This is a genomic window from Marinobacter sp. SS8-8, assembly GCF_030540945.1.
Taxonomy (GTDB): Bacteria; Pseudomonadota; Gammaproteobacteria; order Pseudomonadales; family Oleiphilaceae; genus Marinobacter.
Genome location: NZ_JASSVN010000027.1, coordinates 1 through 20,769 on the forward strand (window position 1 = coordinate 1; position 20,769 = coordinate 20,769).

Genomic DNA, 20,769 nt, shown 5'->3' on the forward strand with positions numbered 1-20,769 from the left:
CGAGGGCTTTATGATCCAGTTTACGACCATCAGTCTGGCGCATGAGTGACAATATCCGATAAGCTTTGGGAGAACATATCACATTATAAATAATGTTCGCTTACTTTTGCACTGATTAGTAACACCGGAGCTTGCGGCGCTCCCCCTTTTCCAGATCCTGGATCGGCGATGTCACTTGCGCAAAACCGTAGTAGCCTTTCCAGCCCCTCAAGTATGTCAATCTCATGGATTCAATTGCCTATTACAACAAATCCAAATCTGGACACATTTCGTAGTTGCATCTGGTATTTACGGAATACTTCTAATGTCTTTTATTGCTACATAATTTAAGGACTCATGCCTCGTGCCGCTAAAACATTTTTTCGGAAACCTTGCCGTTGGTAAAAAACTGGCAGGCAGCTTTGCTGTTCTCCTCATACTGCTCGCCATCGTATCTGCTGTCGGGATTTTTTCGCTTAGTGGCTATAATCGCGGCGTTTTGATACTGAAGTACGCCAACGCCTCGGAAATTGCATTGCTGGAGGCGGAAAGGGCCGAAAAGAACTTCACAATCACACAGGACACCAAATACATCCAGCACGCATTCAAGTACCTCGGTGAGGCTAAAGCCGCCGTGACACCCCTGATTGATATGCAGCAGGCTGGCAGTGAGGACAGGCAGCAGGCAGAACAGATTCTTGACGGTGTCCGTTCTTATGAGGGGTTGCTCAAACGGTATGAAACCAGCATCTCCGGTCCGGCAGATATTGCCAGATCTCTGGAAAAGCAGATGTACGCTATTGCAGGCAGTACCATCGACTCAATGGAGGGCCTGAAACAGGGCGAGGAGACAGAATTACTGGAAATATATGACCTTGCTGTTGCCGAAGTCATTATCGTGACAGTGATTGCCCTCATCGTAGTGATCGCCCTTGCGTGGATCCTGACCCGATCAATTACCCGGCCAATCAACGAGGCGGTCAGCATCGCCAACAAGGTGGCCTCGGGCGACCTAACGGTGAATGTTCAAAGTGAACGTGGCGATGAGTTCGGTCAGTTGCTAGCGGCCTTTGGCACGATGATAACCAACCTGAGAGAACTGATTCGTGAAATCGAAACTGGTGCATCCAGCATAGCTTCGTCTTCCGAAGAGCTTTCCACGGTAACCAACCAGACCAGCCAGGGTGTGGCAGAACAACAAGCCCAGACCGATCAGGTGGCCACTGCGATGAATGAGATGGTTGCGACGGTCAATGATGTGGCAAAAAGTGCGGAAGCGGCCTTTGAGGCCGCCAATCACGCCAGCGAGAAGTCGGGCAATGGTGAAAAGGCCGTCCGGGAAACGCTGGTACTGGTCGCAAACTTGAATACACAAAGCGCCAACGTTATGGAGCAGCTCAACGGTCTGCAAACTGAAACCAACAACATTGCGACTGTGCTGGACGTGATCAAGTCGGTTGCCGACCAGACCAACCTGCTGGCACTGAACGCAGCTATAGAGGCGGCCCGTGCTGGCGAGCACGGGCGAGGCTTCTCGGTGGTGGCTGACGAGGTGCGGTCACTGGCCCAACGCACACAAAGCTCCGCCGCCGAGATTGAAACCCTGATCAGCAACCTGGTTGCCAGTGCGGAATCATCCGTTTCCAGCATGGAGACTGGCAATAAACTCGCGGAACAGACACTTGAGCGAGCACAACTGGCCGGTACGGTTATTCAGGAAATGGCGAAAGCGGTTGAAGAGATCCGCCAGTACAACAGTCAGATTGCAACAGCTGCTGAAGAGCAAAGCTCCGTGGCAGAAGAGATCAATCAGAATGTCGTCTCGATCCGCGATGTGGGGGATCAGTCCGCAGCCTCCACCGAACAGGTTTCAGCTGCCAGTGATGAGCTGGCGCGACTTGCCGAGGGGCTGAATACCCAGGTGGCCCGTTTTAAGGTGTGATCCAGTGGACAGGTAACGCGCAGAGGTCCGGCCATGCACTGCTGGGCCGGATCTCTGTGGAATGAGTTGTGTATTACTGCAAGGAAACTGGCGGTCACGGGTGGGAGAGGAGCCGTGCCCTTTGATCGGACAAATATGCATGTCGCCAACGCAGGCGGCAATCAGATTGCTCATAGTCAGAGCAGCTCAAGCTACCATTCACCTCGAAATTACAGCCGCACATGCGCGTCACCTCGAAATTACGGCCGCACATACGCGAATTCCTGCGCAAATGCGGCTTCGAGATGAAATAACCGCTAAGGAGTTGCCCGTGGTCTGGTGACCCGGTCTACCAGGTATACCAGGCCGTGATAATCAATCCCGCTGTGCCTGCTGAGACCGATCTCGCAGGTACGGCTGGTGGATATGCCCTCCTCGCAGCCGGCAGTCTGCTCTGCCAGGGTCTGCAACGCGTGGGCATTCAGCTCGGGCACATTAAAGCCCTTGTCGCCGGCAAAGCCGCAGCAGTGAATGCCCTCGGGCACCACCACCCTGGCGCTGCAACGCCGTGCAATGTCGATCAGTCCCTCGGCTTCACCCAAATGCTGGGTGCTGCAGGTCACGTGTACCGCCAGCGGGGTCTGTTCTGGCTCAAAATCCAGGCGCTCGTACAGGTGCTCACGGATGAACCGAACCGGATCGAACAGTGTCAGGCCGGCCTCGGCAGCGGCCTCCCGGATCTGCAGGGTGCAGGGACTGGTGTCGCAGTAGATGGGATCCACCCCGTTCCGGCTCGCCCTCAACAGCGCCGCAATCAGCTCGTCCTTTTTGGTCGCAGCCTGGTTCGGGTAGCCTTTTGAAGCAAAGGGCTGGCCACAACACAGGTTGTCGATGGCATCCGGATACACCACCTGATATCCGGCTTTCTCCAACAGCCGTCGGGTTACCTCAATCAGCGGTTCCTGGGCCTTGTCGCTTCGGGCCGGGCCCATGGTTCGGGACACGCAGGCGGCCATATAGACCACCCGGGGCCTGCCATCGGCCTGGGCTTCAGGGCTTGATGACACAAAACGCACCGGCTGGGGCAAGCTAGGATCCCACTGGGCCAAGCGGCCGCCAGACACCTTGCGGATCCCGACGCTAAGGCGGGTCAGCAGTGGCGCACCCAGCAGCCGTTCGGCGGCGGATGCGCCGGCCAGTACAAACCGGGTCGCCTTGAGCGCCCCGGCAAAATGCCGAGCCAGTTGATTGGCCACGAACTGGCCGGAGGCCTTCTCACTGCGCAGCTTGCGAACCAGATCGCCGGTATTGATGCCCACCGGGCATCGTTGCGCGCAGAGACCGGTTGCGGCGCAGGTATCCAGGCCGTGGTACTGATACGCCTTTTCCAGTTCCCGGGTGTCCTCACCGGCGCGCCGGCGGGCCTGGATATCCCGCCAGATCACGATGCGCTGGCGTGGCGACAGGGTGAGTCCTTCGGAGGGACACACCGGCTCGCAGAAGCCGCATTCGATGCATTTGTCCACCAGCGGATCGGCCTCGGGCAGCGGCTTGAGGTTTTTCAGGTGAATCTGTGGATCTTCCGAGAGCACCACATCGGGATTGAGCAGGTTGTCCGGATCCAGAAGGCGCTTGATCTGCCACATCAGCTGCCAGGCATCATGGCCCCACTCCAGCTCCACAAACGGGGCCATATTACGGCCGGTACCGTGTTCGGCCTTCAGCGAACCGCCAAACTCTACCGCCACCAGCTGGGCTACGTCAGCCATAAACGCTTCGTAACGGGCCACCTCAGCCGGTTCACCAAAGCCCTGGGAGAAGACAAAGTGCAGGTTGCCCTCAAGAGCGTGGCCGAAAATGATGGCATCGTTATAGCCGTGCTTCACGAACAGTTGCTGAAGCCGAGTGACACCTTCGGCGAGCTGATCAATGGGAAACGCCACGTCTTCGATGATAACCGTGGTGCCGTTAGGCCGAACCGCACCGACCGCCGGGAAGGTGCCCTTGCGAATGGCCCAGAGCTGGCCGGAAACCCCGGCATCCCGAGTGAAATCGACCTGCTGTTCGAGCGGAAAGTCCGCCAGTGCTTCACGAATGCGGGCCAGTTGCTCATCCAGCACATCAGGACCGGGAGCCCGGGTCTCCACCAGCAGCGCACAGGCCTCTTTCGACAGGCCATGAATCCAGTCCGGCAGGCCGGGCTTATCCTGTACCGAGCGGAGGCTGCGACGGTCCAGCAGCTCCACCGCTGCCACCGGCTGGGATCTCAGAACCGACGCCGCCCGGCAGCAGCTCTGGGCATCCCGGAACACCAGTAAAGCGGTGGCCTTGTCCGGGTACTCCGGTACAGTGTTGTAGGTGACGGCACTGACGAAACCCAGCGTGCCCTCGGAACCCACCATCAGGTGCGTCAGGGTGTCAATGGGGTCGGTAAAATCCAACAGGGCGTTCAGGGAGAGCCCGGTGGTGTTCTTCAGCCGGTACTTATGGCGAATGCGCTCTGCCAGCGCCGGATTCTCCCGGGTGTTGAGGGCCAGCTTTTCCAGGGCGGCCAGCAATTCACCATGGCTGTCACGGAAGGCCGACACACTCGCCGGATCTTCGGTATCCAGCACGGCGCCATCCACCAGCACCAGGCGCATGCCCGCGAGGGTATGGTAGCTGTTCTGGGCGGTGCCACAGCACATGCCACTGGCGTTGTTGGCAACAATACCGCCGATCTTGCAGGCGTTGATGGACGCCGGATCCGGGCCGATCTTGTAGCCCCGGGGCGCCAGCCAGGCGTTGGCCTGGGCGCCGATGACCCCGGGTTGCAGGCGAATCTGACGGCCGTTATCGCGGATGTCGTGGCCGTTCCACTTATCACCCAGCACAATCAGGATGGAGTCGCTGATCGCCTGGCCCGAGAGGCTGGTACCGGCGGCCCGGAAGGTCACTGGCACCCGGTGTTTGCGCGCCAGGGCCAGCAGGTCGACAACCTCACTCTCATCCTGAACGCGAACGACGACTTTTGGAATCAGCCGGTAAAAACTGGCATCGGTTCCGAACGCGAGGGTGGAAACCGGATCATCAAAAACCCGGTTGTCTGGTATCCGTTGCCGGATCTCGGCCAGCGCCGCTGAAGAAAAATTCATGCGTCCTCCAGGATCAGTACTATCAGCTCACGGGGTCCGTGGGCACCGTAGGCAAGCACCTGTTCGATATCCGCAGTCTTGGACGGGCCGGACACCAGCAGTACGTTGGTTGGCAGCCCTGCCGCCCAGTCCTGAGCCATCATCATGTCATACAAATTGTCATGAATCTCACTGGCCTTCAGAAGGGCAATGTGCACCGGCGGCACCAGGCTCATCAGCCGGGGCTCGTGGCGATCCGGCCACAGCACCAAGGAGCCCGTAGCCGCAATGGCACCAAGGGTGCCGGTCAGACTGGCACCCACGTTCCAGAACAGTTCTTCTTTCCAGGCTTCCACCGGCCGATCATAGGCCAGCAACCGAACCGACCGTTTGGTTGCATCAAAATGCGCCTGCAGCTCACGACCATGTTCCTTGCCCAGGGCGCACAACAGGTTGGTAAGGTTCCTTTTGGCCAACAGCCCGGCCACAAGTCCCGGCCAGTTGTCGGAGCTGCACTGGCGCACTTCAGTGTGAACCGCTTCCATCAGGCTGCGCAACCGGGCAATCCGGTCTTGCGGATCATAACGCCAGGGTTCGGTCACCAGGCGCTCATCAAACTCGTCCGGGCGGGGCGTTGTACCGTCCAGGCTGTTTCTCAATTTACCAAGGATGTTCGCTCGGGCGCTCATGATGGCCGGCCTCCATTCTGATCCAGATGCTGTGCCGCCAGGTCGTGCAGGGACTGGCGGGCGGGCACCGGAGCACTGTGATTGTCGGTCCAGGGGCCGGCCTTTTTTGGCGCCAGCGCCCGGAAGCGGGTAGCGGCCCAGAGGAAACTCCGATACAGCGCCGGCCGGGTATTGAGCATCCGCCAGCCGCGCCAGATCGACCGTTCCGTTCGAGAGAACTTGGCACCGCCACCCTTCACCAACTGCGGTTCCGCAGGATTCTTGACATTTTCCTGCCGCAGACGCTGCAGCAGTTCGGGAATCGGAATCTTGACCGGGCAGACGTCACCGCAGGCCCCGCAAAGGGACGAAGCGCTGGGATGGTCGGGCACTCTATCCAGTCCCACCATGTGCGGCGTGATGATCTTGCCAATGGGGCCCGGATAGACTTCGCCATAGGTGTGGCCACCCACCCGTGTGTAGACCGGGCAATGGTTCATACAGGCACCACAGCGGATGCAGTTGAGGGTCTGGCGCATCTGGGCATCGGCAAAGGCACCACTGCGGCCGTTATCCAGCAGCACCAGGTGCACCTCTTCGGGTCCGTCGAGCTCATCCGGCTTGCGGGGGCCGGAAATCAGGTTCACGTAGGTGGTGATGGGCTGACCAAGGGCCGAGCGGGTCAGCAGCGACACCAGCGGCACCACATCCCGGAGGTTGGCGACAACTTTTTCGATACCCGTCACCGCGATGTGAACCGGCGGTACCGTAGTACTCATACGACCGTTGCCTTCGTTCTCAACCAGCAACAGGGTGCCGGTCTCGGCGATGGCAAAGTTCACGCCAGAAACGCCCACATCCGCTTCCATGAATTTCTGACGAAGGGTCCGGCGACCGATCTGGATCAGATGATCGACATCGTCGGTTTCCGGCTCGCCCAGCTTGTCATGGAACAGCTTTGATACCTGCCGGGCGTTCTTGTGGATCGCCGGCATGATGATGTGGGAAGGCTTCTCGCCATCGAGCTGGACAATGTACTCCCCCATGTCGGATTCCAGGCATTCGATGCCCCGCTCCGCCAGGTAGTCATTCATTTCCATCTCTTCGCTGACCATGGACTTGCCCTTCACCACCTGGCGGCCCTTGCGGGCTTCGATGATACCGTGCACCAGGGTATTGGCTTCCTCAAGGGTCTCCGCCCAATGCACCTTCACACCGTTCTCTGTCAGCTTTTGCTCGAGTTGTTCCAACAGATCCGGCAGACGGGACAACGCACCAGCCTTGATACGGTTGCCAAGCTCCCGCAGGCCTTCGCGCTCGTCGGCATCCGAAAAGGCCTTGGCCCGCTTGTGCATCAGCGAATCCATCGCCGTGCGGAAGTTATTACGCAGTTGTCTGTCCGCAAGCGCTGCTTCGGCGCGACTCCGGAAGCCTGAAGACAATTCGGTGGCTGGAATTCGCTGGCTCATGCACCCTCCCCTTCGCTGGCATCATTGATCCGTTCCCAGAGAAAACTGGCCAGGTGCCGGCCCCGGAAGGCTGCCCGCTGTTTCTCCAGGGAGCCGTTGATGTTCATCAGGCAGCCACCATCGGCGGTAATCATTTCAACCGCACCGGAATCCAGCAGCGAACGGGTCTTGTCTTTCACCATCGCACCGGAGACTTCCGGCATCCGCACCGAAAAGGTGCCGCCAAATCCGCAGCATTCACTCTCGTGATCGTGATCAACCCGCTCCACTGTGTCCAGCTGTTGCAGGAGCTCACGGGCGTGCAGGTGGGTGTTCATTTCCCGGCGGGCCGAGCAGGAGGTATGTAGGGCGATCTTCCTGGGGGCCCCCTTGTCCGCCAGCTCAACCTTGCAGACTTTCAACAGGAATTCGATCAGCTCAAAGGTGCGCTCGGCCAGGGCTTCCACCCGCCGGAGGGTATCGGGCTCGCCTGCAAAAAGCGCCCGGTAATGATGCCGGAACATGCCCGCGCAGGAACCGGACGGCACCACCACGGGCAGACCAGACCGGTCCAGGATATCCAGCTGAGCGCGGGCCACGGCCTGGGCTTCATCCCGATATCCGGATGTCCAGGCGGGCTGGCCGCAGCAGCTCTGCTGCTGGGGGTAATCCACCCGGACGCCCTCCCGTTCCAACAGGCGGATGGCGTCCAGCCCCGCTTCCGGGAAGAACAGATCGACCACGCAGGTGCCAAACAGCGTGACCGCTTCCGGTTTGTCAGGATAAACCCTTTCCGGCTCACGTGTGGGCGCGACACGGGTGGCATTGGGTGCAGCATCGTAAAACAGTTGACTCATTGGCTCGCGCCTCAACACAGTGGCAAACGAAAAGATCTGAAAATTGGTAATACCAATTGACACGCATTATTCACCAAGGTATTCGAGATCACGCGCTGATGTCAAAGCCTTTCACCCCAGACTTAAGTCTAATCCTAACCTTTCGATTTGTTGCCACACTTGGCTGTGGAGCTGACTTATGATATTGGTATGACCAATATTTTGTTTGCGCTGAGGCAGTTCTAATGAACATCGGACATATCGCGCCCCGAAGACTGGCAGACACCATCGTGGAACAGCTGGAAACCATGATTCTGGAGGGCACCCTGCGGCCAGGGGAACGACTGCCCCCGGAACGGGTGCTGTCGGAGCAGTTCGGAGTGTCCCGCCCCTCCCTGCGAGAGGCGATTCAGAGACTGACGGCCAGGGGCCTGCTGGTGAGCCGGCAGGGTGGCGGCAATTTTGTCACCGAATCCCTGGGTGGCAGCTTCAGCGACCCGCTGATTCCCCTGCTGGAAAACCGGCCCGAAGCTCAGCGGGACCTGCTGGAATTCCGCCGTACCCTGGAAGCGGATTGCGCCTATTACGCTGCACTAAGGGCCACCGAAGTAGACAAGGCGCACCTGAAAACCGCCTATGAGGCGCTCCAGGCATGCTACAGCGAGAAAACCGACCGGGACCTGGGGGCGGAAGGAGCAGCCGATGCCCGTTTCCACCTTGCCATTGCCGAAGCCAGTCACAACGTAATTCTGCTGCACACTATCCGCAACCTGTTCAACATGCTCAAAAGCAACGTGGTGACTAATATCGGCGGCATGTACCAGAGGGAAGCGGAAACCCGCCAGGGGCTGGTGGAGCAACATCGAAGGCTGTTCGAGGCCATCATGGAGGGGCGGGCCGAGGATGCCCGGGAATTGGCCGGCAAGCACATTCTGTATGTGCAGAAAGTGCTTTCGGAGCGCAGCGAGAACCACCGGCGGCTGGAGCGTTCACTGCGCCGGGACAAGCTCTCCCGGTCCTGAAGGCCGATTAGCGGACCCTCAGAGCAGCCGATTGATTTCCTTCCAAAGCCTGCGATAGGCATCGGCAGCGACTGAGCCGGGCGCAAGCAACTCCACCGGCGTGCCTTCCTCGCCCATTTTCTCAACCACACTGGCGTTCGGGATGATGGTTTTCAGGCCCTTGGGCAGAATGTCATCCTGGGCGTCAATCAACTCCCGGTGCAGAGCCTTGCGCCGATCCGCCATGGAGTAGAACGGGTGCAGTTTGGAGGGCTTCAGTTTCTTGTCCTTCGAAAACGCCTGCAACTGTTTCCAGCTGTTTAGGGAAAGCCAGGTGGGAATCACCGGCACAAACACTTCGTCGGCCGCTTTGAGCACCTGCTCGGAAAGCCTGGACAATGAAGGCGGGCAGTCAAGAATCACCAGGCTGGTCTCCTCCGAGAGCGGCGCCAGCCACTGCTTGATCAAATTGCTGCCATCTTCCTGATCCAGCTTCACATCGAGATTACGGAAACTGGTATGGGATGGAATGAAGTCCAGATTGGTGTATTCGCTTTCATGGATAAACTCGGCGATGGGGGTTTTGCCCTTCAGCAGGTGTGAAAGTTTGTGTCCCTTCACCTCGTCAGTACCCGCCAGATACCAACTGGACGCCCCCTGGGGATCCAGATCCCAGAGCAGGGTGGCGTAGCCGGCCTGGCTGGCCAGATAGGCGATGTTCACCGCCGCTGCGGTTTTGCCCACACCGCCCTTGAGACTGTAAAACGCAATGGTCCTCATCCTGCCATGCCCTTACTCCGTTCACCGACTCACTTTTTCCCAGACCGTCAGCTCGGAGAAGCTGTGCTGGAACTTGTTCCGGGTTTCCCGAATCACGAACGGCAGGCTGCGGGGCTCCACCAGCAGCCGGAAATGGGGCGCCAGCATCTCGGCCATTCCATCGAACGTGAAGAAGTCCTCACCGTTCTTTTTGAACCCGCCAACCCACTGATCCCTCGGAGTGTATTCCTCCAGCCAGGTGTAAGGTGAGGCAATCACCAGCAGGCCGAGTTCGTTGATCCGCTCGTGGATGGTGGTCAGAAAACGCGACGGCTGATACAGCCGGTCAATCAGGTTGCCCGCCAGCACCAGATCGTAACCGGTAAACCGTGGCTCCAGATTGCAGGCGTCGCCCTGGTGGAATGCCACCCGGCCGGCTGCCTCTTCCAGCCCCAGGGAGGCCAGAGTCCGCTCCTGATGACTCACCAGTTCGCCCTCTTCCGGACGGGCATAGCGCACCAGTTTATCCCGGGCCATCTCCCGGCACTTACCCACGAAGGCGTTGGAGAAATCGATGCCGTCAACGTGCCGGAAATATCGGGCCAGCTCGAAGCTGGTGCGGCCGCAGGCGCAGCCAATATCCAGCGCGCGCTCCAGAGGCCGGCCATCCATCGCATCCATGGCTGCGTCGGCCAGGGCCTTGGGAAAATTGGCCTCGCCATGCCAGCGTTCGCCGAAATGAAATTCCAGGTACTGGGCGAGGGTGGTATCGTTTTCATAGAATGCGCTTTGCTGCACGGAGATTCTCCTTCGGCTTGCCATCCACTCAATCGCGCCAGCTCAACAATAACAGGATCGGACGATGAATGAACAATCCGTGCTCACAAACCATCACGATGGCATTTGCACCATCACTCTCAACCGGCCGGACAAGCGCAACGCGGTGGACGGCCCCACCGCCGATGCCCTGCGCCGGGCGTTCACCGAATTCGAGGAAAACGACACGTTGAAAGTCGCGGTACTCGCCGGTGCCGGGGGCAACTTTTGCTCTGGAGCAGATCTCGAGGCGATGGGCGACGAGAACAGACGTAACAAAATCGATCCCCACGGTACCGGCCACGGCCCCATGGGACCTACCAGAATGCACTTTTCGAAGCCGGTGATTGCCGCCGTCTCCGGCTATGCCGTTGCCGGTGGCCTGGAGCTGGCACTTATGTGCGACATGCGGATCGTCGAGGCATCCTCTGTCTTTGGCGTGTTCTGCCGCCGCTGGGGCGTTCCCCTGATTGATGGTGGAACCGTCCGGCTACCCCGGATCGTGGGCCATGGCCGAGCCATGGACATGATTCTGACCGGCCGTCCCGTCCATTCGGAAGAAGCCCTGAGCATGGGCCTGGCCAACCAGGTGGTCCCTGACGGCTCAGCCCTGGCAACGGCGCAGGAACTGGCAAAAACCATTGCCGGCTTCCCCCAGCGATGCCTCCGTGCTGACCGGGCTTCCGCCATGCACCAGTGGGATCTGGCAATCGGGGAGGCGCTGATCGCGGAAGGTGCATCGGGCTATCCGGTAGTGCTTGAAGAAGCCATTGCCGGCGCCCGGAAATTCACAGAGGGTGCTGGCCGCCACGGCCAGTTCTGAGCATGCCGGCAAGCCTGCCGGTCGCCCCGGATTGCATGGGAAGAGTGCGAACCGGGTCCGGACAACCGCCACCGGCGAACACGGGATTCTCTTGCCCGATTTTCCGGGTTACCCTTGAACTGGCCATTCTGGTTCTGCCCGATGGCCACCGGCTGAAAAACAGCATCGGACGTGTGGTCAGGGAGTTCCGCCAGTTCCTCAAAACCTGCCTTTCAGATACAAATAAACTGTGATTTCATAAACTTGCGAAATCGCTAAACACTGCACCCCTGCAATGATTGTTTTGGCCGTTTTCTTGCGAAAACCACGTTGTTTTGCCAGTCTTCATTAATGTAACAATAAATTTCAGCAAAAAAAGAACGGAGAAAACCCGATGAGCAGCATGAGCACGTTCAAGAAACTGGCCGGAATCTCAGCGTTCGCATTCGCCGCCATGACCGCGGCAAACTCTGTGAATGCCGCCAACTGGCGGTATGCCCATGAAGAGTACGAAGGCGACGTGCAGGATGTGTTCGCATACAAATTCAAGGAATACATAGAGGACAATTCCGATCACACCCTGCAGATTTATCGGTTTGGTGAGCTGGGTGAGTCTGATGACATCATGGAGCAGACCCAGGCGGGCATCCTGAACTTTGTCAACCAGTCTCCCGGCTTCACCGGCTCCCTCATTCCCGAGGCCCAGATCTTCTTCATCCCCTACCTGATGCCGACCGACATGGACACGGTCATCAAGTTCTTCCGGGAAAGCGAAGCCATCAACGAAGACTTCCCGAAACTATACGCGGACAAAGGTCTTGAGCTCCTTAAGATGTACCCGGAAGGGGAAATGGTTGTAACCGTCGACGAGCCGGTCACCAAGCCTGAGGATTTCAACAACAAGAAGATCCGGGTCATGACCAACCCGCTTCTTTCCGAAACCTATTCCGCCTTCGGTGCAACCCCGACCCCACTGCCCTGGGGTGAAGTCTACGGCGCCCTGCAGACCAACATGATCCAGGGCCAGGAAAACCCGATCTTCTGGATCGAGTCCGGTGGCCTGTATGAAGTCTCCCCGAACCTGGTCTTCACCAGCCACGGCTGGTTCACCACCGCCATGATGGCAAACCAGGACTTCTACAACCGCTTGTCCGATGCGGACAAGAAACTGGTTCAGGACGCAGCGGATTACGCCTTTGAAAAAATCATTGTGCACATTGACGGCCTCGCCGACGAAGCCCTGGCGAAGATCAGGAAGGCCAGCGACAAAGTGACCGTGACCCGCCTGAACGACGAACAGATCGAAGCCTTCAAGGCTCGCGCGCCTCAGGTGGAAAAGAAATTCATCGAGATGACCGGTGAAAGCGGTAAGGAACTGCTGGAGCAGTTCAAGGAAGACCTGAAAGAAGTTCAGAACGACGGAACCTGAGAGGAACCAATCCCGTCGGCGGCCTGCTGGCGGGAAGCTGTGCTAACCCCGCCCCGCCGGGGAACCCTACCGGCCGGGAGCCACATGCTCTGGAGCAGATCCCATGTCCGAGAACTCCCCGGATCTTGAAGACGATACCGGAACCTATGACTCCGGCCTGCCCGGGTTTCTGGGCACTATCGATGTTTTCATCAGCAAGCTCGAAGCCGTTATGCTCGCGGCAGGGGTGCTCCTGATGGCACTGAACACCTGCGCCAACGTGATATCACGGTTCCTCCTGCAGCAAAGCATGTTCTTCACCGGTGAAGTCAACCGCATACTGATCATTTTGATTACCTTTGCCGGGATCGGTTATGCCGCCAGGCACGGTCGGCACATCCGCATGTCGGCCATATTCGACGCGCTTCCGGTGATGGGGCGCAAGGTGCTGATGATCATTATCGCCCTGTTCACCTCCGCCGTCATGTTCTTCCTGGCTTACTACTCCTATGAATACATCGTGACGCTCGCTGGCCGTGGCCGGATCTTGCCGGCACTGGGTTTCGAGGTGTGGATAATTTACGTGTGGGCACCCATCGGGTTCACCATCACCGGCATCCAGTATCTGTTAACAGCCATCAAGAATTTCCGCAGCCCGGATGTATTCCTGTCGACCAGTGTACGAGATGGCTACGCAGACACCGAGTCGGAAGTGTGAATCCGTAATCCGCCAGTAACCCGTAAGGAAGGAATCGCTCATGGCGACCACTCTGATGCTTATCATGCTCGTGCTGCTGCTGCTCGGCTTCCCGATGATGATCCCCCTGATCGTCGCTGCGATCGTCGGTTTCATAATGAGTTTCGGCGGCCTCAGCCAGATGGAAACCCTGATCCAGCAGATGATGGGTGGTATCCGGCCCGCTTCGCTCATTGCGGTTCCCATGTTTATTCTCGCTGCAGACATCATGACCCGGGGCCAGTCGGCGGACCGTCTGATTCACATGGTCATGTCCTTTATCGGCCACATCAAGGGCGGCCTCGCCATCAGCACCGCTACCTCCTGCACCCTCTTTGGCGCGGTGTCCGGCTCAACCCAGGCCACCGTGGTCGCTGTCGGCTCTCCACTGCGTCCCAAACTGTTGAAAGCGGGCTACTCCGACTCCTTCACACTGGCACTGATCATCAACGCCAGTGACATTGCCTTCCTGATCCCACCCAGCATCGGCATGATTATCTATGGCGTGGTCGCGGAGACATCCATCGCCGAGCTGTTCATCGCGGGTATCGGCCCAGGCCTGCTGATTCTCGTCATGTTCTCCATCTACTGCCTGATTTATGCCCATGTGAACAAGCTGCCGACGGAAGACAAGGCCGGTTGGAAAGAGCGGGCAGTGGCCACACGGGACGCGCTCTGGCCGCTGGGTTTTCCGGTCATTATTGTCGGTGGCATCTACGGCGGCATCTTCAGCCCGACCGAGGCGGCCGCTGTATGTGTGCTCTATGCGCTGATTCTGGAATTCATTATCTTCCGCTCACTGAAGATCGCGGACATCTGGAGGATTGCCAAATCCACCGGCCTGATTACCGCGGTGGTCTTTATTCTGGTGGCCGCGGGCACCGGTTTCTCCTGGATTATCTCGTTCGCCCAGATCCCGCAAGCCATCCTTGAGGCGGTCGGCGTCAATGACGCCGGGCCGGTTGGTGTGCTGATCGCTATCAGCATCTCATTCTTTATTGCCTGCATGTTTGTCGACCCGATTGTGGTGATCCTGGTGCTAACCCCCATCTTCGCGCCGGCCATCCAGTCCACCGGGCTGGACCCTGTGCTTGTTGGGGTTCTGATTACCCTGCAAGTGGCCATTGGCTCGGCCACGCCGCCGTTCGGTGTTGACATCTTCACCGCCATCGCGATTTTCAAACGTCCCTACTGGGAGGTGATCCGGGGTACGCCGCCGTTCATTATCATACTGTTCGCGGCCGCTGCGCTGATCATCATCTTTCCGCAAATCGCTCTGTTCCTGCGTGACCTGGCTTATCGCTAGGCCAGGCTAAAGGAAACCACAGGGAGACACACTCATGTTCAAACGGATTCTGGTAGCGGTGGACGGATCGAAAACGTCTCTGAAAGCGCTCAACAAGGCCATAGATCTTCAGAAGCTCATTCCCGAAGCCGAGATCTACATCCTCTGCGTGTACAAGCACCACAGCCTGTTCGAGGCCTCGCTCTCACGTGGGCGGCCAGCGGGCATGGACATTCCGGACAAGGCGCTGTCAGACTTCGCCAGGGACGTGGTCAATGACGCCAAGGAACTGGCCAGGGAGCAGGGTGCCACCAAAGTGCGTGGGTTTGTGAAGGCGGGTCGCCCGTCAAAGGTGATCACCCGATTCGCCCAGGATAAGGAAGCCGACCTGATTGTCGTGGGCGCCCAGGGCACCAACAGTGACAAGGATGGCATGTTCCTGGGCAGTGTGTCGCACCGTGTTGCATCCCATGCCAAGTGCCCGGTGCTGATCGTCTGAGAGATCAAACAGAGGCATCAGGAAGGCGCACCTGCCTTTTTTACTGGCCGGCCCTGATGATAAATACTCACTGGAAAAGCCGGAGGCCAGTATCAGGGCATCCGGCCGGTGCGCTCAAGCCGCCTTGTGACCATGCGATGATAGAGCCGGCGCAGCAGCGGTCGAACCAACGGCAGACTGATCAGCCAGGCCAGGGGTTTGAGCACTGGCGCCCGGGACATTAACAGAACATAGGCGTCCAGCTCACTGTGGATACCACCGTGCTGGTCCTCCACATGCAGTTCCTGAAGCGCCGTTTTCGGGTCGATCCCTTTGGCCTTCAACTCCTCATCCCGCCCGGTAATGTCGACCCATTCCACCTGATCCGCGGCACGGCCCGCCAGGCGTTCATACTGGCGCCGGTCTCGGCGGCAACTGGGACAGGCGCCATCATAGAAAACCCGGATGATGTTGCCTGGCTCTGTCACGGGGGGGCTCACAACCCATTCCGGCTCCTCGAACTCACCGATGGGCCTGATCTCCACAAAGGGCGCCGCGCTGCGGATGATGGCGGCCACTTCCGAATTATGCTGCCCTTCCATGGCGTCTCGCTGTTTTTTGCTTTCCCAGGAGGCAATCGCAATCAGGGTGTCGGGGTCGCCGATCTTGCGGTGCAGCTCGGTACCCCGGGCACCCGGTGCCTGCTGGATGATTTTACTGGCCCGGACCCAGGCGTCCGCGTACTCCTCGGCGGTGTGACCTTCCCGGATATGCACTTCGAAAATAAATTTCATAAGACCTCCCGGCTTCATGGGTTTTGCTGATTCAGCAGATTGTCCACCGAGAACAAGAGCCGGGAGGCTGCAACACAAAGCGGATGAACTCGTGTGCGGCCTCCGGGTTTTTGGAATTCTTCGGAATCACGAAACTGTCCAGCCAGGCGATGATGCCCTCTGGCAAATCTCATTCTTCGGGCGCTTCCCCATTGTCCGGCCATGGGCCACATTGTCGAACACCGACAATGTGGGGAAACAGGGCATAATGCAGGGCTCGCTATTCAGCTACGCTGTTAAGATAAGCCTTATCGGAGATGTTAGTCCACTGACGAACCTGCCGGAGGTAATCGCGCTGGGAGTCAATGATCTCCTTCGCCAGCTCATCCTTTTCAGCCGCTTCAGTCAGCAGCTTGTTGGTGGTATTACGCAATGCCTCGATGACTTCCGGTGGGAACACCTTGTGGGTGACATCGGGGTAGTCTTCCTTCATGCGATCCCAGGCGACACCGCTTTCATGGGTGCTCTGGATATACATGTCGTAAGCCGCAGTGCGCATGGCGACTCTCAGGATCTCCTGAAGATCTTTCGGGAGTTTGTTCCAGGTTTTCTGATTAATCAGGAACTGGACTTCCGCACCCGGCTCCTGCCAGCCGGAGTAGTAGTACTTGGCGATCTGGTGGAAGCCCATCTGGAAATCCAGGGCCGGGCCAACCCACTCCACCGCATCAATGGTGCCGCGCTCCAGCGAGCTGTAAAGTTCACCCGGCGGAATGTTGGTTACCGCCACACCCAGCTCTGCCATCACCTCGCCGGCAAACCCCGGCGTGCGCATCTTCAGGCCTTTCAGGTCTTCCAGGGAGTTGATCTCCTTGCGGAACCAGCCACCCATCTGGTTACCGGTGTTGCCGCCTGGGAACGACAACAGGCCGTAGGGCTCATAGACTTTCTGCATGAGTTCCATGCCGCCACCATAATAGAACCAGGCGTACATTTCAGGGGCAATCAGCCCGAACGGAATGGTGGTGAAATACATGGCATTGGGGATAGTGCCCTTGTAGTAATAGGACGCGGTATGCCCCATGTCGTACTGGCCGTTGCGCACCAGGTCAAAAATTCCAAACGGGGCCTTGTGCTTGTTGGACGGATCGATGCGGATTTCCAGCCGGCCAGCCGACATGGCTTCCGCCATATCCGCCATGTTCTGAACGGTTTCCCCCAGAATCGGAGAGTTGGGACCCCAGGTTTGCGCAAGGCGCAACGTGAAGGTTTCCTCGGCAACCGAGGACACGCTGAAGACAGTGGCTGCGGCAGCGACGACCGCAAGCAGTGTTTTCCGGATTGTCATTGTGTTGGCTTCCGTTATTGTTGGCATGGAAACAGGTATTTCTGTTACGCCTCCATCATAGCTTGCTCACGGTGTTCCGCCAATCCGCGAAGCCGTCAGTCAGCGAAATACGGTGAGCAGATATCAGACCTTGAACTGGCCCACCAGCTCACGAAGGCTCTCGCCCAGGCGCGCCAGTTCGTGGCTGGCTTCGTTGGTCTGGGTCACACCGGTATCGCTACGCTGCGCAGCATCCACAATCCGGACCACGTTCTGATTGATCTCTTCGGCAACCTGGCTCTGCTGCTCAGCCGCCGTGGCAATCTGGGTGACCTGATCATGAATCTGGCCGACAGAGGTCTTGATCGTGTTCAGGGCGTCGGTTGCGTGATTGATCCGTTCGACCGTTTCGGTCGAGCGCTTCCGTGATGTGTTCATGCGCTCAACGGAGGCCTTGGATTCCGTAACGAAACCGTCAATCATCTCGCGAATCTGGTCGGCGGATTCGGCACTACGCCTGGCAAGCTGGCGTACTTCGTCGGCCACCACCGAAAAACCACGGCCATGCTCACCGGCTCGGGCTGCCTCGATAGCGGCGTTCAGGGCCAGCAGATTGGTCTGCTCGGTCACCGCGTGAATAACATCCAGAACCTGCTGAATATCATCAGATTTTTCAGCCAGCGCATCAATAATCTTCGCAGTATCCTGAATCTCTTCCGACAGCTGGTTTACCGCACCCTGGGCGCTACTGATGGTTTCACCACCCTCCCGGGCCATACGGTCCGCGTCTGATGCAGCACTCTCGACCTCGTTGGCATTGCCGGAAATCTGCTGAATCGTCGCCGCCATTTCATTAATGGCGGAAGCGATCTGATCTGTCTCCGAGCCCTGCTCCTGCACCGATGCCCGGGTTTCATTCGCAACACGGCTCAGCTCTTCCGCGGCCGAGGCCACCTGATCGGTGGTAGCGCCCACTTCCCGCATGGTGTTCTGGATCTTGACCACAAAGGCATTGAACCGTCGGCCCAGCTCGGCCAGCTCATCTTTGCCCTCATCCGGCAGACGCTGGCGAAGATCACCTTCACCATCGGCAATTTCCCGCATTATGTTACTGACACGCTTCAGCGGCGTGGTTACGCTCCGGCCAACGAAGATCCCGATCACCAGCGCGATCACCACAACCATTGCCGTGACCAGCAGGATGAAGCCGAGGGTTGCCGACATACCCCTATCCATCTCCTGCCGCGCGGCTGCCAGTTCCCGTTCGATATCGGTGATGTACACGCCAGCACCGATCATCCAGTCCCAGTCCGGGATGACGGTGGAATAGGACAGCTTGGGCTCTTCGTTGCCGGAGGCCGGGTTTATCCATTCATAACCGTAAAAGCCATTGCTCTCGGCGGCATCAAAAAGATCACCCACCAGCCGTTTCAGGGTGGGGTTACTGGTCGGCCCCTCCTTGGACGGGTCCGGGGCATAGGCCAGGTTATACACATTGCGGGTGTAGGCGAACACATAGTTGGTTTCATCGAAACGGATTGAGCGCAGGCGAGCTGCCGCTGCCTCTTTCGCTTGATCTTCGCTCAGGGACGGATCGTTCTTGGCCTCCAGAACCACCGCTTTGGCGGCATCGATCAGGCTCCGAAGGCCGGCCTTCCGGGCTTGCAGAAGGCTGGCCTCAAGGCGTTTGAGTTCCTCTTCCGCGTTTTCCTGAATCTGGCTTGCGGTAATCCAGGCCAGGGTGCCGGCCGTAATCAGAACCGGCACCAGTACGGCTGCCAGCAAACGTGTTCGTATTGTCAGGTGACTCAGAAATGTCATCGTGCCCGCTCCCAGGGATTTGTTCTTGTGGCGAATTATCCACAGACCCTCCAGCCAGATCTGTTCCAGTTTGTTAAGACAGCCTTCAGGAACTCATGGCGCAGCCCCCGTTTCCATGGCTAAACTGTTATTCGCAATTTACTTTCAGATGACTAAGGTATCGGCAGTAACCTGAACATCTTGAGGAATTCCTGGACTAAAGAACCACCTCGAAGGCCGGCCAATGAAGCACCTGTTCCTTGTACGCCATGCCAAATCAAGCTGGGCCGGTGAAGGGCTGGGCGACCGGGATCGCCCGCTCAATGCCCGGGGGAAAAGCCAGCTCGCACCGCTGGCAAAGGCGCTGCAATCCGCCGGTGCCTTCGACGGCGGCATAGTCAGCAGCGACGCCGCGCGGGCCCTGGCCACCCTGGACGGCGTCTTGCCTGACAATGTCCCGCCAGGACGACGCCACAGCCTCAGTGAACTCTACACCTGCGACTACCGGCGCCTGCTCTGCTGGCTTCAGCAACGGGATGACCAATCCCGGGTTGTGCTCGTGGGCCATAACCCCGCCTTACTCGAACTGGCCCAGTGGCTGTTGAAACGACCGCCGGAACAGCTACCCACCGCCAGCTTTATTCACATCCGGCTGCCGATCAAACACTGGCACCAGCTTGACCGGGGCAAAGGCAAACTCGTGGCCCTGCTGACGCCGCCGGACTTCAGCTACGCCCACTTCTCGCGAAAGCAGAAAAAGAAAGCCAATACCGATGGTGACGACCCGGCCAGAGACATCCCCGCCGCACTCCACCATCAGTTAACACGCCTGCGGCAGCTGGAACAGGGTGTCATTCTGGGCCTGGACGACGAGTTCCTGCACCAGTACCGCATCGCCATTCGCCGCAGCCGGGCCATCGCCGAATCGGTTCAGGAAGTAACCGGCGACAAGGCGCTGGTGAAGGCGGTGAAAACCCTGAAGCGCCACGCCAGCGCCACCGGGCCGTTAAGAGATCTTCATGTATTCCTGCAGGACTTGCCGGGACTTTGCGGCGACAACCGTGAAATTCAGTTGGCCTTACGGGCCTGGTTCGAGAGCGAAGCCGCCAGCAAACACAACAGACTGGTGAAGCGCCTGGGCAGCAAACGCTACCACGACAGCATGGACCACTGGCAAAACCTGATCGATTCCCGGAAGTTCCACAAACTGGCCGGAACACTCAGCCCCAAAGACATCCGAAAGGCCGTGGAGCGTCGCACCAAGGATTTCAACAGGCATACCGCTGAGCTGATGCACACCTCGCCGGATGAGGATATCCACCGTTCGCGCAAGCAGCTTAAACGCATCCGATACCTGATGGAGCTGGATGCAAAAACCTGGAAAGGCGATCTGAAAACCCTGAAAGCCTGGCAGCAGCTCTATGGCCGCTTCCAGGACCTGCATGTGCAGATTGAATTGCTGGGGCAGTTTCAGCAAGCGGCGCCGGAGGTTGTCCCGGCAGTGATCACCGGCATCCTACAAACCCTGGAAGATCGCAAAGCAGGCGCCCGAAAACAGATTCTGGCCCTTGGAGGGCTCAATGCGGCCCCGTTATGACAGCACCAGGTTTTCCAGCCGC

General features: G+C 58.5%; 17 protein-coding genes and 1 pseudogene. 8 read left to right on the plus strand and 10 right to left on the minus strand.

What is annotated here, in order from left to right:
• Positions 1-343: 343 nt before the first annotated feature.
• Positions 344-1,921 carry a methyl-accepting chemotaxis protein gene (locus QPL96_RS18150; RefSeq protein WP_303288700.1) on the plus strand — a complete coding sequence of 526 codons (1,578 nt, stop codon included), beginning with the start codon at positions 344-346 and terminating at the stop codon, positions 1,919-1,921.
• 296 nt (positions 1,922-2,217) lie between these two features.
• On the opposite strand, the gene QPL96_RS18155 is transcribed toward QPL96_RS18150, so the two are convergent.
• The 4 genes from QPL96_RS18155 to QPL96_RS18170 are packed head-to-tail and all read right to left on the minus strand — an operon-like array spanning position 2,218 to position 7,986.
• Complete coding sequence (locus tag QPL96_RS18155) at positions 2,218-5,034, minus strand: FAD-binding and (Fe-S)-binding domain-containing protein (RefSeq protein ID WP_303288701.1); 2,817 nt, start codon at positions 5,032-5,034, stop codon at positions 2,218-2,220.
• Entirely contained in the window at positions 5,031-5,702 is a 672-nt protein-coding gene (locus QPL96_RS18160; RefSeq protein WP_303288702.1) for a lactate utilization protein C, read from the minus strand. The genes QPL96_RS18155 and QPL96_RS18160 overlap by 4 nt, the downstream gene beginning before the upstream one ends.
• Entirely contained in the window at positions 5,699-7,150 is a 1,452-nt protein-coding gene (locus QPL96_RS18165; protein ID WP_303288703.1) for a LutB/LldF family L-lactate oxidation iron-sulfur protein, read from the minus strand. Before QPL96_RS18165 ends, QPL96_RS18160 begins: the two co-directional genes overlap by 4 nt.
• Complete coding sequence (locus QPL96_RS18170; RefSeq protein WP_303288704.1) at positions 7,147-7,986, minus strand: (Fe-S)-binding protein; 840 nt, start codon at positions 7,984-7,986, stop codon at positions 7,147-7,149. The genes QPL96_RS18165 and QPL96_RS18170 overlap by 4 nt, the downstream gene beginning before the upstream one ends.
• Positions 7,987-8,210: 224 nt before the next feature.
• Between QPL96_RS18170 and QPL96_RS18175 the strand changes: the two genes are divergently transcribed.
• Complete coding sequence (locus QPL96_RS18175; RefSeq protein WP_303288705.1) at positions 8,211-8,987, plus strand: GntR family transcriptional regulator; 777 nt, start codon at positions 8,211-8,213, stop codon at positions 8,985-8,987.
• Positions 8,988-9,005: 18 nt separating this feature from the next.
• Here the strand turns inward: QPL96_RS18175 and QPL96_RS18180 are convergent, their stop codons facing one another.
• The gene (locus QPL96_RS18180) at positions 9,006-9,746 is read right to left on the minus strand and encodes a ParA family protein (protein ID WP_303288706.1); all 741 of its coding nucleotides are present in this window, start codon (positions 9,744-9,746) and stop codon (positions 9,006-9,008) included.
• Between the two features lie 21 nt (positions 9,747-9,767).
• A complete protein-coding gene (locus tag QPL96_RS18185) occupies positions 9,768-10,523 on the minus strand; it encodes a putative 4-mercaptohistidine N1-methyltransferase (RefSeq protein ID WP_303288707.1) in 756 nt (251 codons plus the stop codon).
• A gap of 64 nt (positions 10,524-10,587) precedes the next feature.
• Between QPL96_RS18185 and QPL96_RS18190 the strand changes: the two genes are divergently transcribed.
• From QPL96_RS18190 to QPL96_RS18210, 5 genes are all read left to right on the plus strand, one after another.
• A complete protein-coding gene (locus tag QPL96_RS18190; protein ID WP_303288708.1) occupies positions 10,588-11,364 on the plus strand; it encodes a crotonase/enoyl-CoA hydratase family protein in 777 nt (258 codons plus the stop codon).
• A gap of 373 nt (positions 11,365-11,737) precedes the next feature.
• Positions 11,738-12,772 (plus strand): TRAP transporter substrate-binding protein DctP, encoded by a 1,035-nt coding sequence (gene dctP, locus QPL96_RS18195; RefSeq protein WP_303288709.1) that lies wholly within the window; start codon positions 11,738-11,740, stop codon positions 12,770-12,772.
• A 103-nt stretch (positions 12,773-12,875) separates the two neighbouring features.
• On the plus strand, positions 12,876-13,469 hold the full coding sequence (locus QPL96_RS18200) for a TRAP transporter small permease (protein ID WP_303288710.1): 594 nt from the start codon (positions 12,876-12,878) through the stop codon (positions 13,467-13,469).
• A gap of 40 nt (positions 13,470-13,509) precedes the next feature.
• A complete protein-coding gene (locus QPL96_RS18205) occupies positions 13,510-14,793 on the plus strand; it encodes a TRAP transporter large permease (protein WP_303288711.1) in 1,284 nt (427 codons plus the stop codon).
• A 34-nt stretch (positions 14,794-14,827) separates the two neighbouring features.
• On the plus strand, positions 14,828-15,271 hold the full coding sequence (locus QPL96_RS18210) for a universal stress protein (protein WP_303288712.1): 444 nt from the start codon (positions 14,828-14,830) through the stop codon (positions 15,269-15,271).
• Between the two features lie 92 nt (positions 15,272-15,363).
• Here the strand turns inward: QPL96_RS18210 and QPL96_RS18215 are convergent, their stop codons facing one another.
• From QPL96_RS18215 to QPL96_RS18235, 4 genes and pseudogenes are all read right to left on the minus strand, one after another.
• A complete protein-coding gene (locus QPL96_RS18215) occupies positions 15,364-15,750 on the minus strand; it encodes a thiol-disulfide oxidoreductase DCC family protein (RefSeq protein WP_303288725.1) in 387 nt (128 codons plus the stop codon).
• Positions 15,739-16,044, minus strand: a pseudogene (locus QPL96_RS18220) (antibiotic biosynthesis monooxygenase); the annotation flags it as partial. The pseudogene QPL96_RS18220 and the gene QPL96_RS18215, both read right to left, overlap by 12 nt.
• Before the next feature lie 259 nt (positions 16,045-16,303).
• Positions 16,304-17,371 carry a TRAP transporter substrate-binding protein gene (locus QPL96_RS18230; RefSeq protein WP_303288714.1) on the minus strand — a complete coding sequence of 356 codons (1,068 nt, stop codon included), beginning with the start codon at positions 17,369-17,371 and terminating at the stop codon, positions 16,304-16,306.
• 123 nt (positions 17,372-17,494) lie between these two features.
• Positions 17,495-19,171 carry a methyl-accepting chemotaxis protein gene (locus QPL96_RS18235; protein WP_303288715.1) on the minus strand — a complete coding sequence of 559 codons (1,677 nt, stop codon included), beginning with the start codon at positions 19,169-19,171 and terminating at the stop codon, positions 17,495-17,497.
• Between the two features lie 223 nt (positions 19,172-19,394).
• On the opposite strand from QPL96_RS18235, the gene QPL96_RS18240 reads away from it, so the two are divergent.
• The gene (locus QPL96_RS18240; protein WP_303288716.1) at positions 19,395-20,747 is read left to right on the plus strand and encodes a CHAD domain-containing protein; all 1,353 of its coding nucleotides are present in this window, start codon (positions 19,395-19,397) and stop codon (positions 20,745-20,747) included.
• Positions 20,748-20,769: the final 22 nt, after the last annotated feature.

Bases quoted from the DNA above. Each gene is read 5' to 3' on its own strand.
- QPL96_RS18230 (WP_303288714.1), bottom strand. From the start codon at position 17,371: ATGACAATCCGGAAAACACTGCTTGCGGTCGTCGCTGCCGCAGCCACT.
- dctP (WP_303288709.1), top strand. From the start codon at position 11,738: ATGAGCAGCATGAGCACGTTCAAGAAACTGGCCGGAATCTCAGCGTTC.
- QPL96_RS18190 (WP_303288708.1), top strand. From the start codon at position 10,588: ATGAATGAACAATCCGTGCTCACAAACCATCACGATGGCATTTGCACC.
- QPL96_RS18235 (WP_303288715.1), bottom strand. From the start codon at position 19,171: ATGACATTTCTGAGTCACCTGACAATACGAACACGTTTGCTGGCAGCC.
- QPL96_RS18160 (WP_303288702.1), bottom strand. From the start codon at position 5,702: ATGAGCGCCCGAGCGAACATCCTTGGTAAATTGAGAAACAGCCTGGAC.
- QPL96_RS18180 (WP_303288706.1), bottom strand. From the start codon at position 9,746: ATGAGGACCATTGCGTTTTACAGTCTCAAGGGCGGTGTGGGCAAAACC.
- QPL96_RS18240 (WP_303288716.1), top strand. From the start codon at position 19,395: ATGAAGCACCTGTTCCTTGTACGCCATGCCAAATCAAGCTGGGCCGGT.
- QPL96_RS18200 (WP_303288710.1), top strand. From the start codon at position 12,876: ATGTCCGAGAACTCCCCGGATCTTGAAGACGATACCGGAACCTATGAC.
- QPL96_RS18210 (WP_303288712.1), top strand. From the start codon at position 14,828: ATGTTCAAACGGATTCTGGTAGCGGTGGACGGATCGAAAACGTCTCTG.
- QPL96_RS18205 (WP_303288711.1), top strand. From the start codon at position 13,510: ATGGCGACCACTCTGATGCTTATCATGCTCGTGCTGCTGCTGCTCGGC.
- QPL96_RS18155 (WP_303288701.1), bottom strand. From the start codon at position 5,034: ATGAATTTTTCTTCAGCGGCGCTGGCCGAGATCCGGCAACGGATACCA.
- QPL96_RS18170 (WP_303288704.1), bottom strand. From the start codon at position 7,986: ATGAGTCAACTGTTTTACGATGCTGCACCCAATGCCACCCGTGTCGCG.
- QPL96_RS18175 (WP_303288705.1), top strand. From the start codon at position 8,211: ATGAACATCGGACATATCGCGCCCCGAAGACTGGCAGACACCATCGTG.
- QPL96_RS18165 (WP_303288703.1), bottom strand. From the start codon at position 7,150: ATGAGCCAGCGAATTCCAGCCACCGAATTGTCTTCAGGCTTCCGGAGT.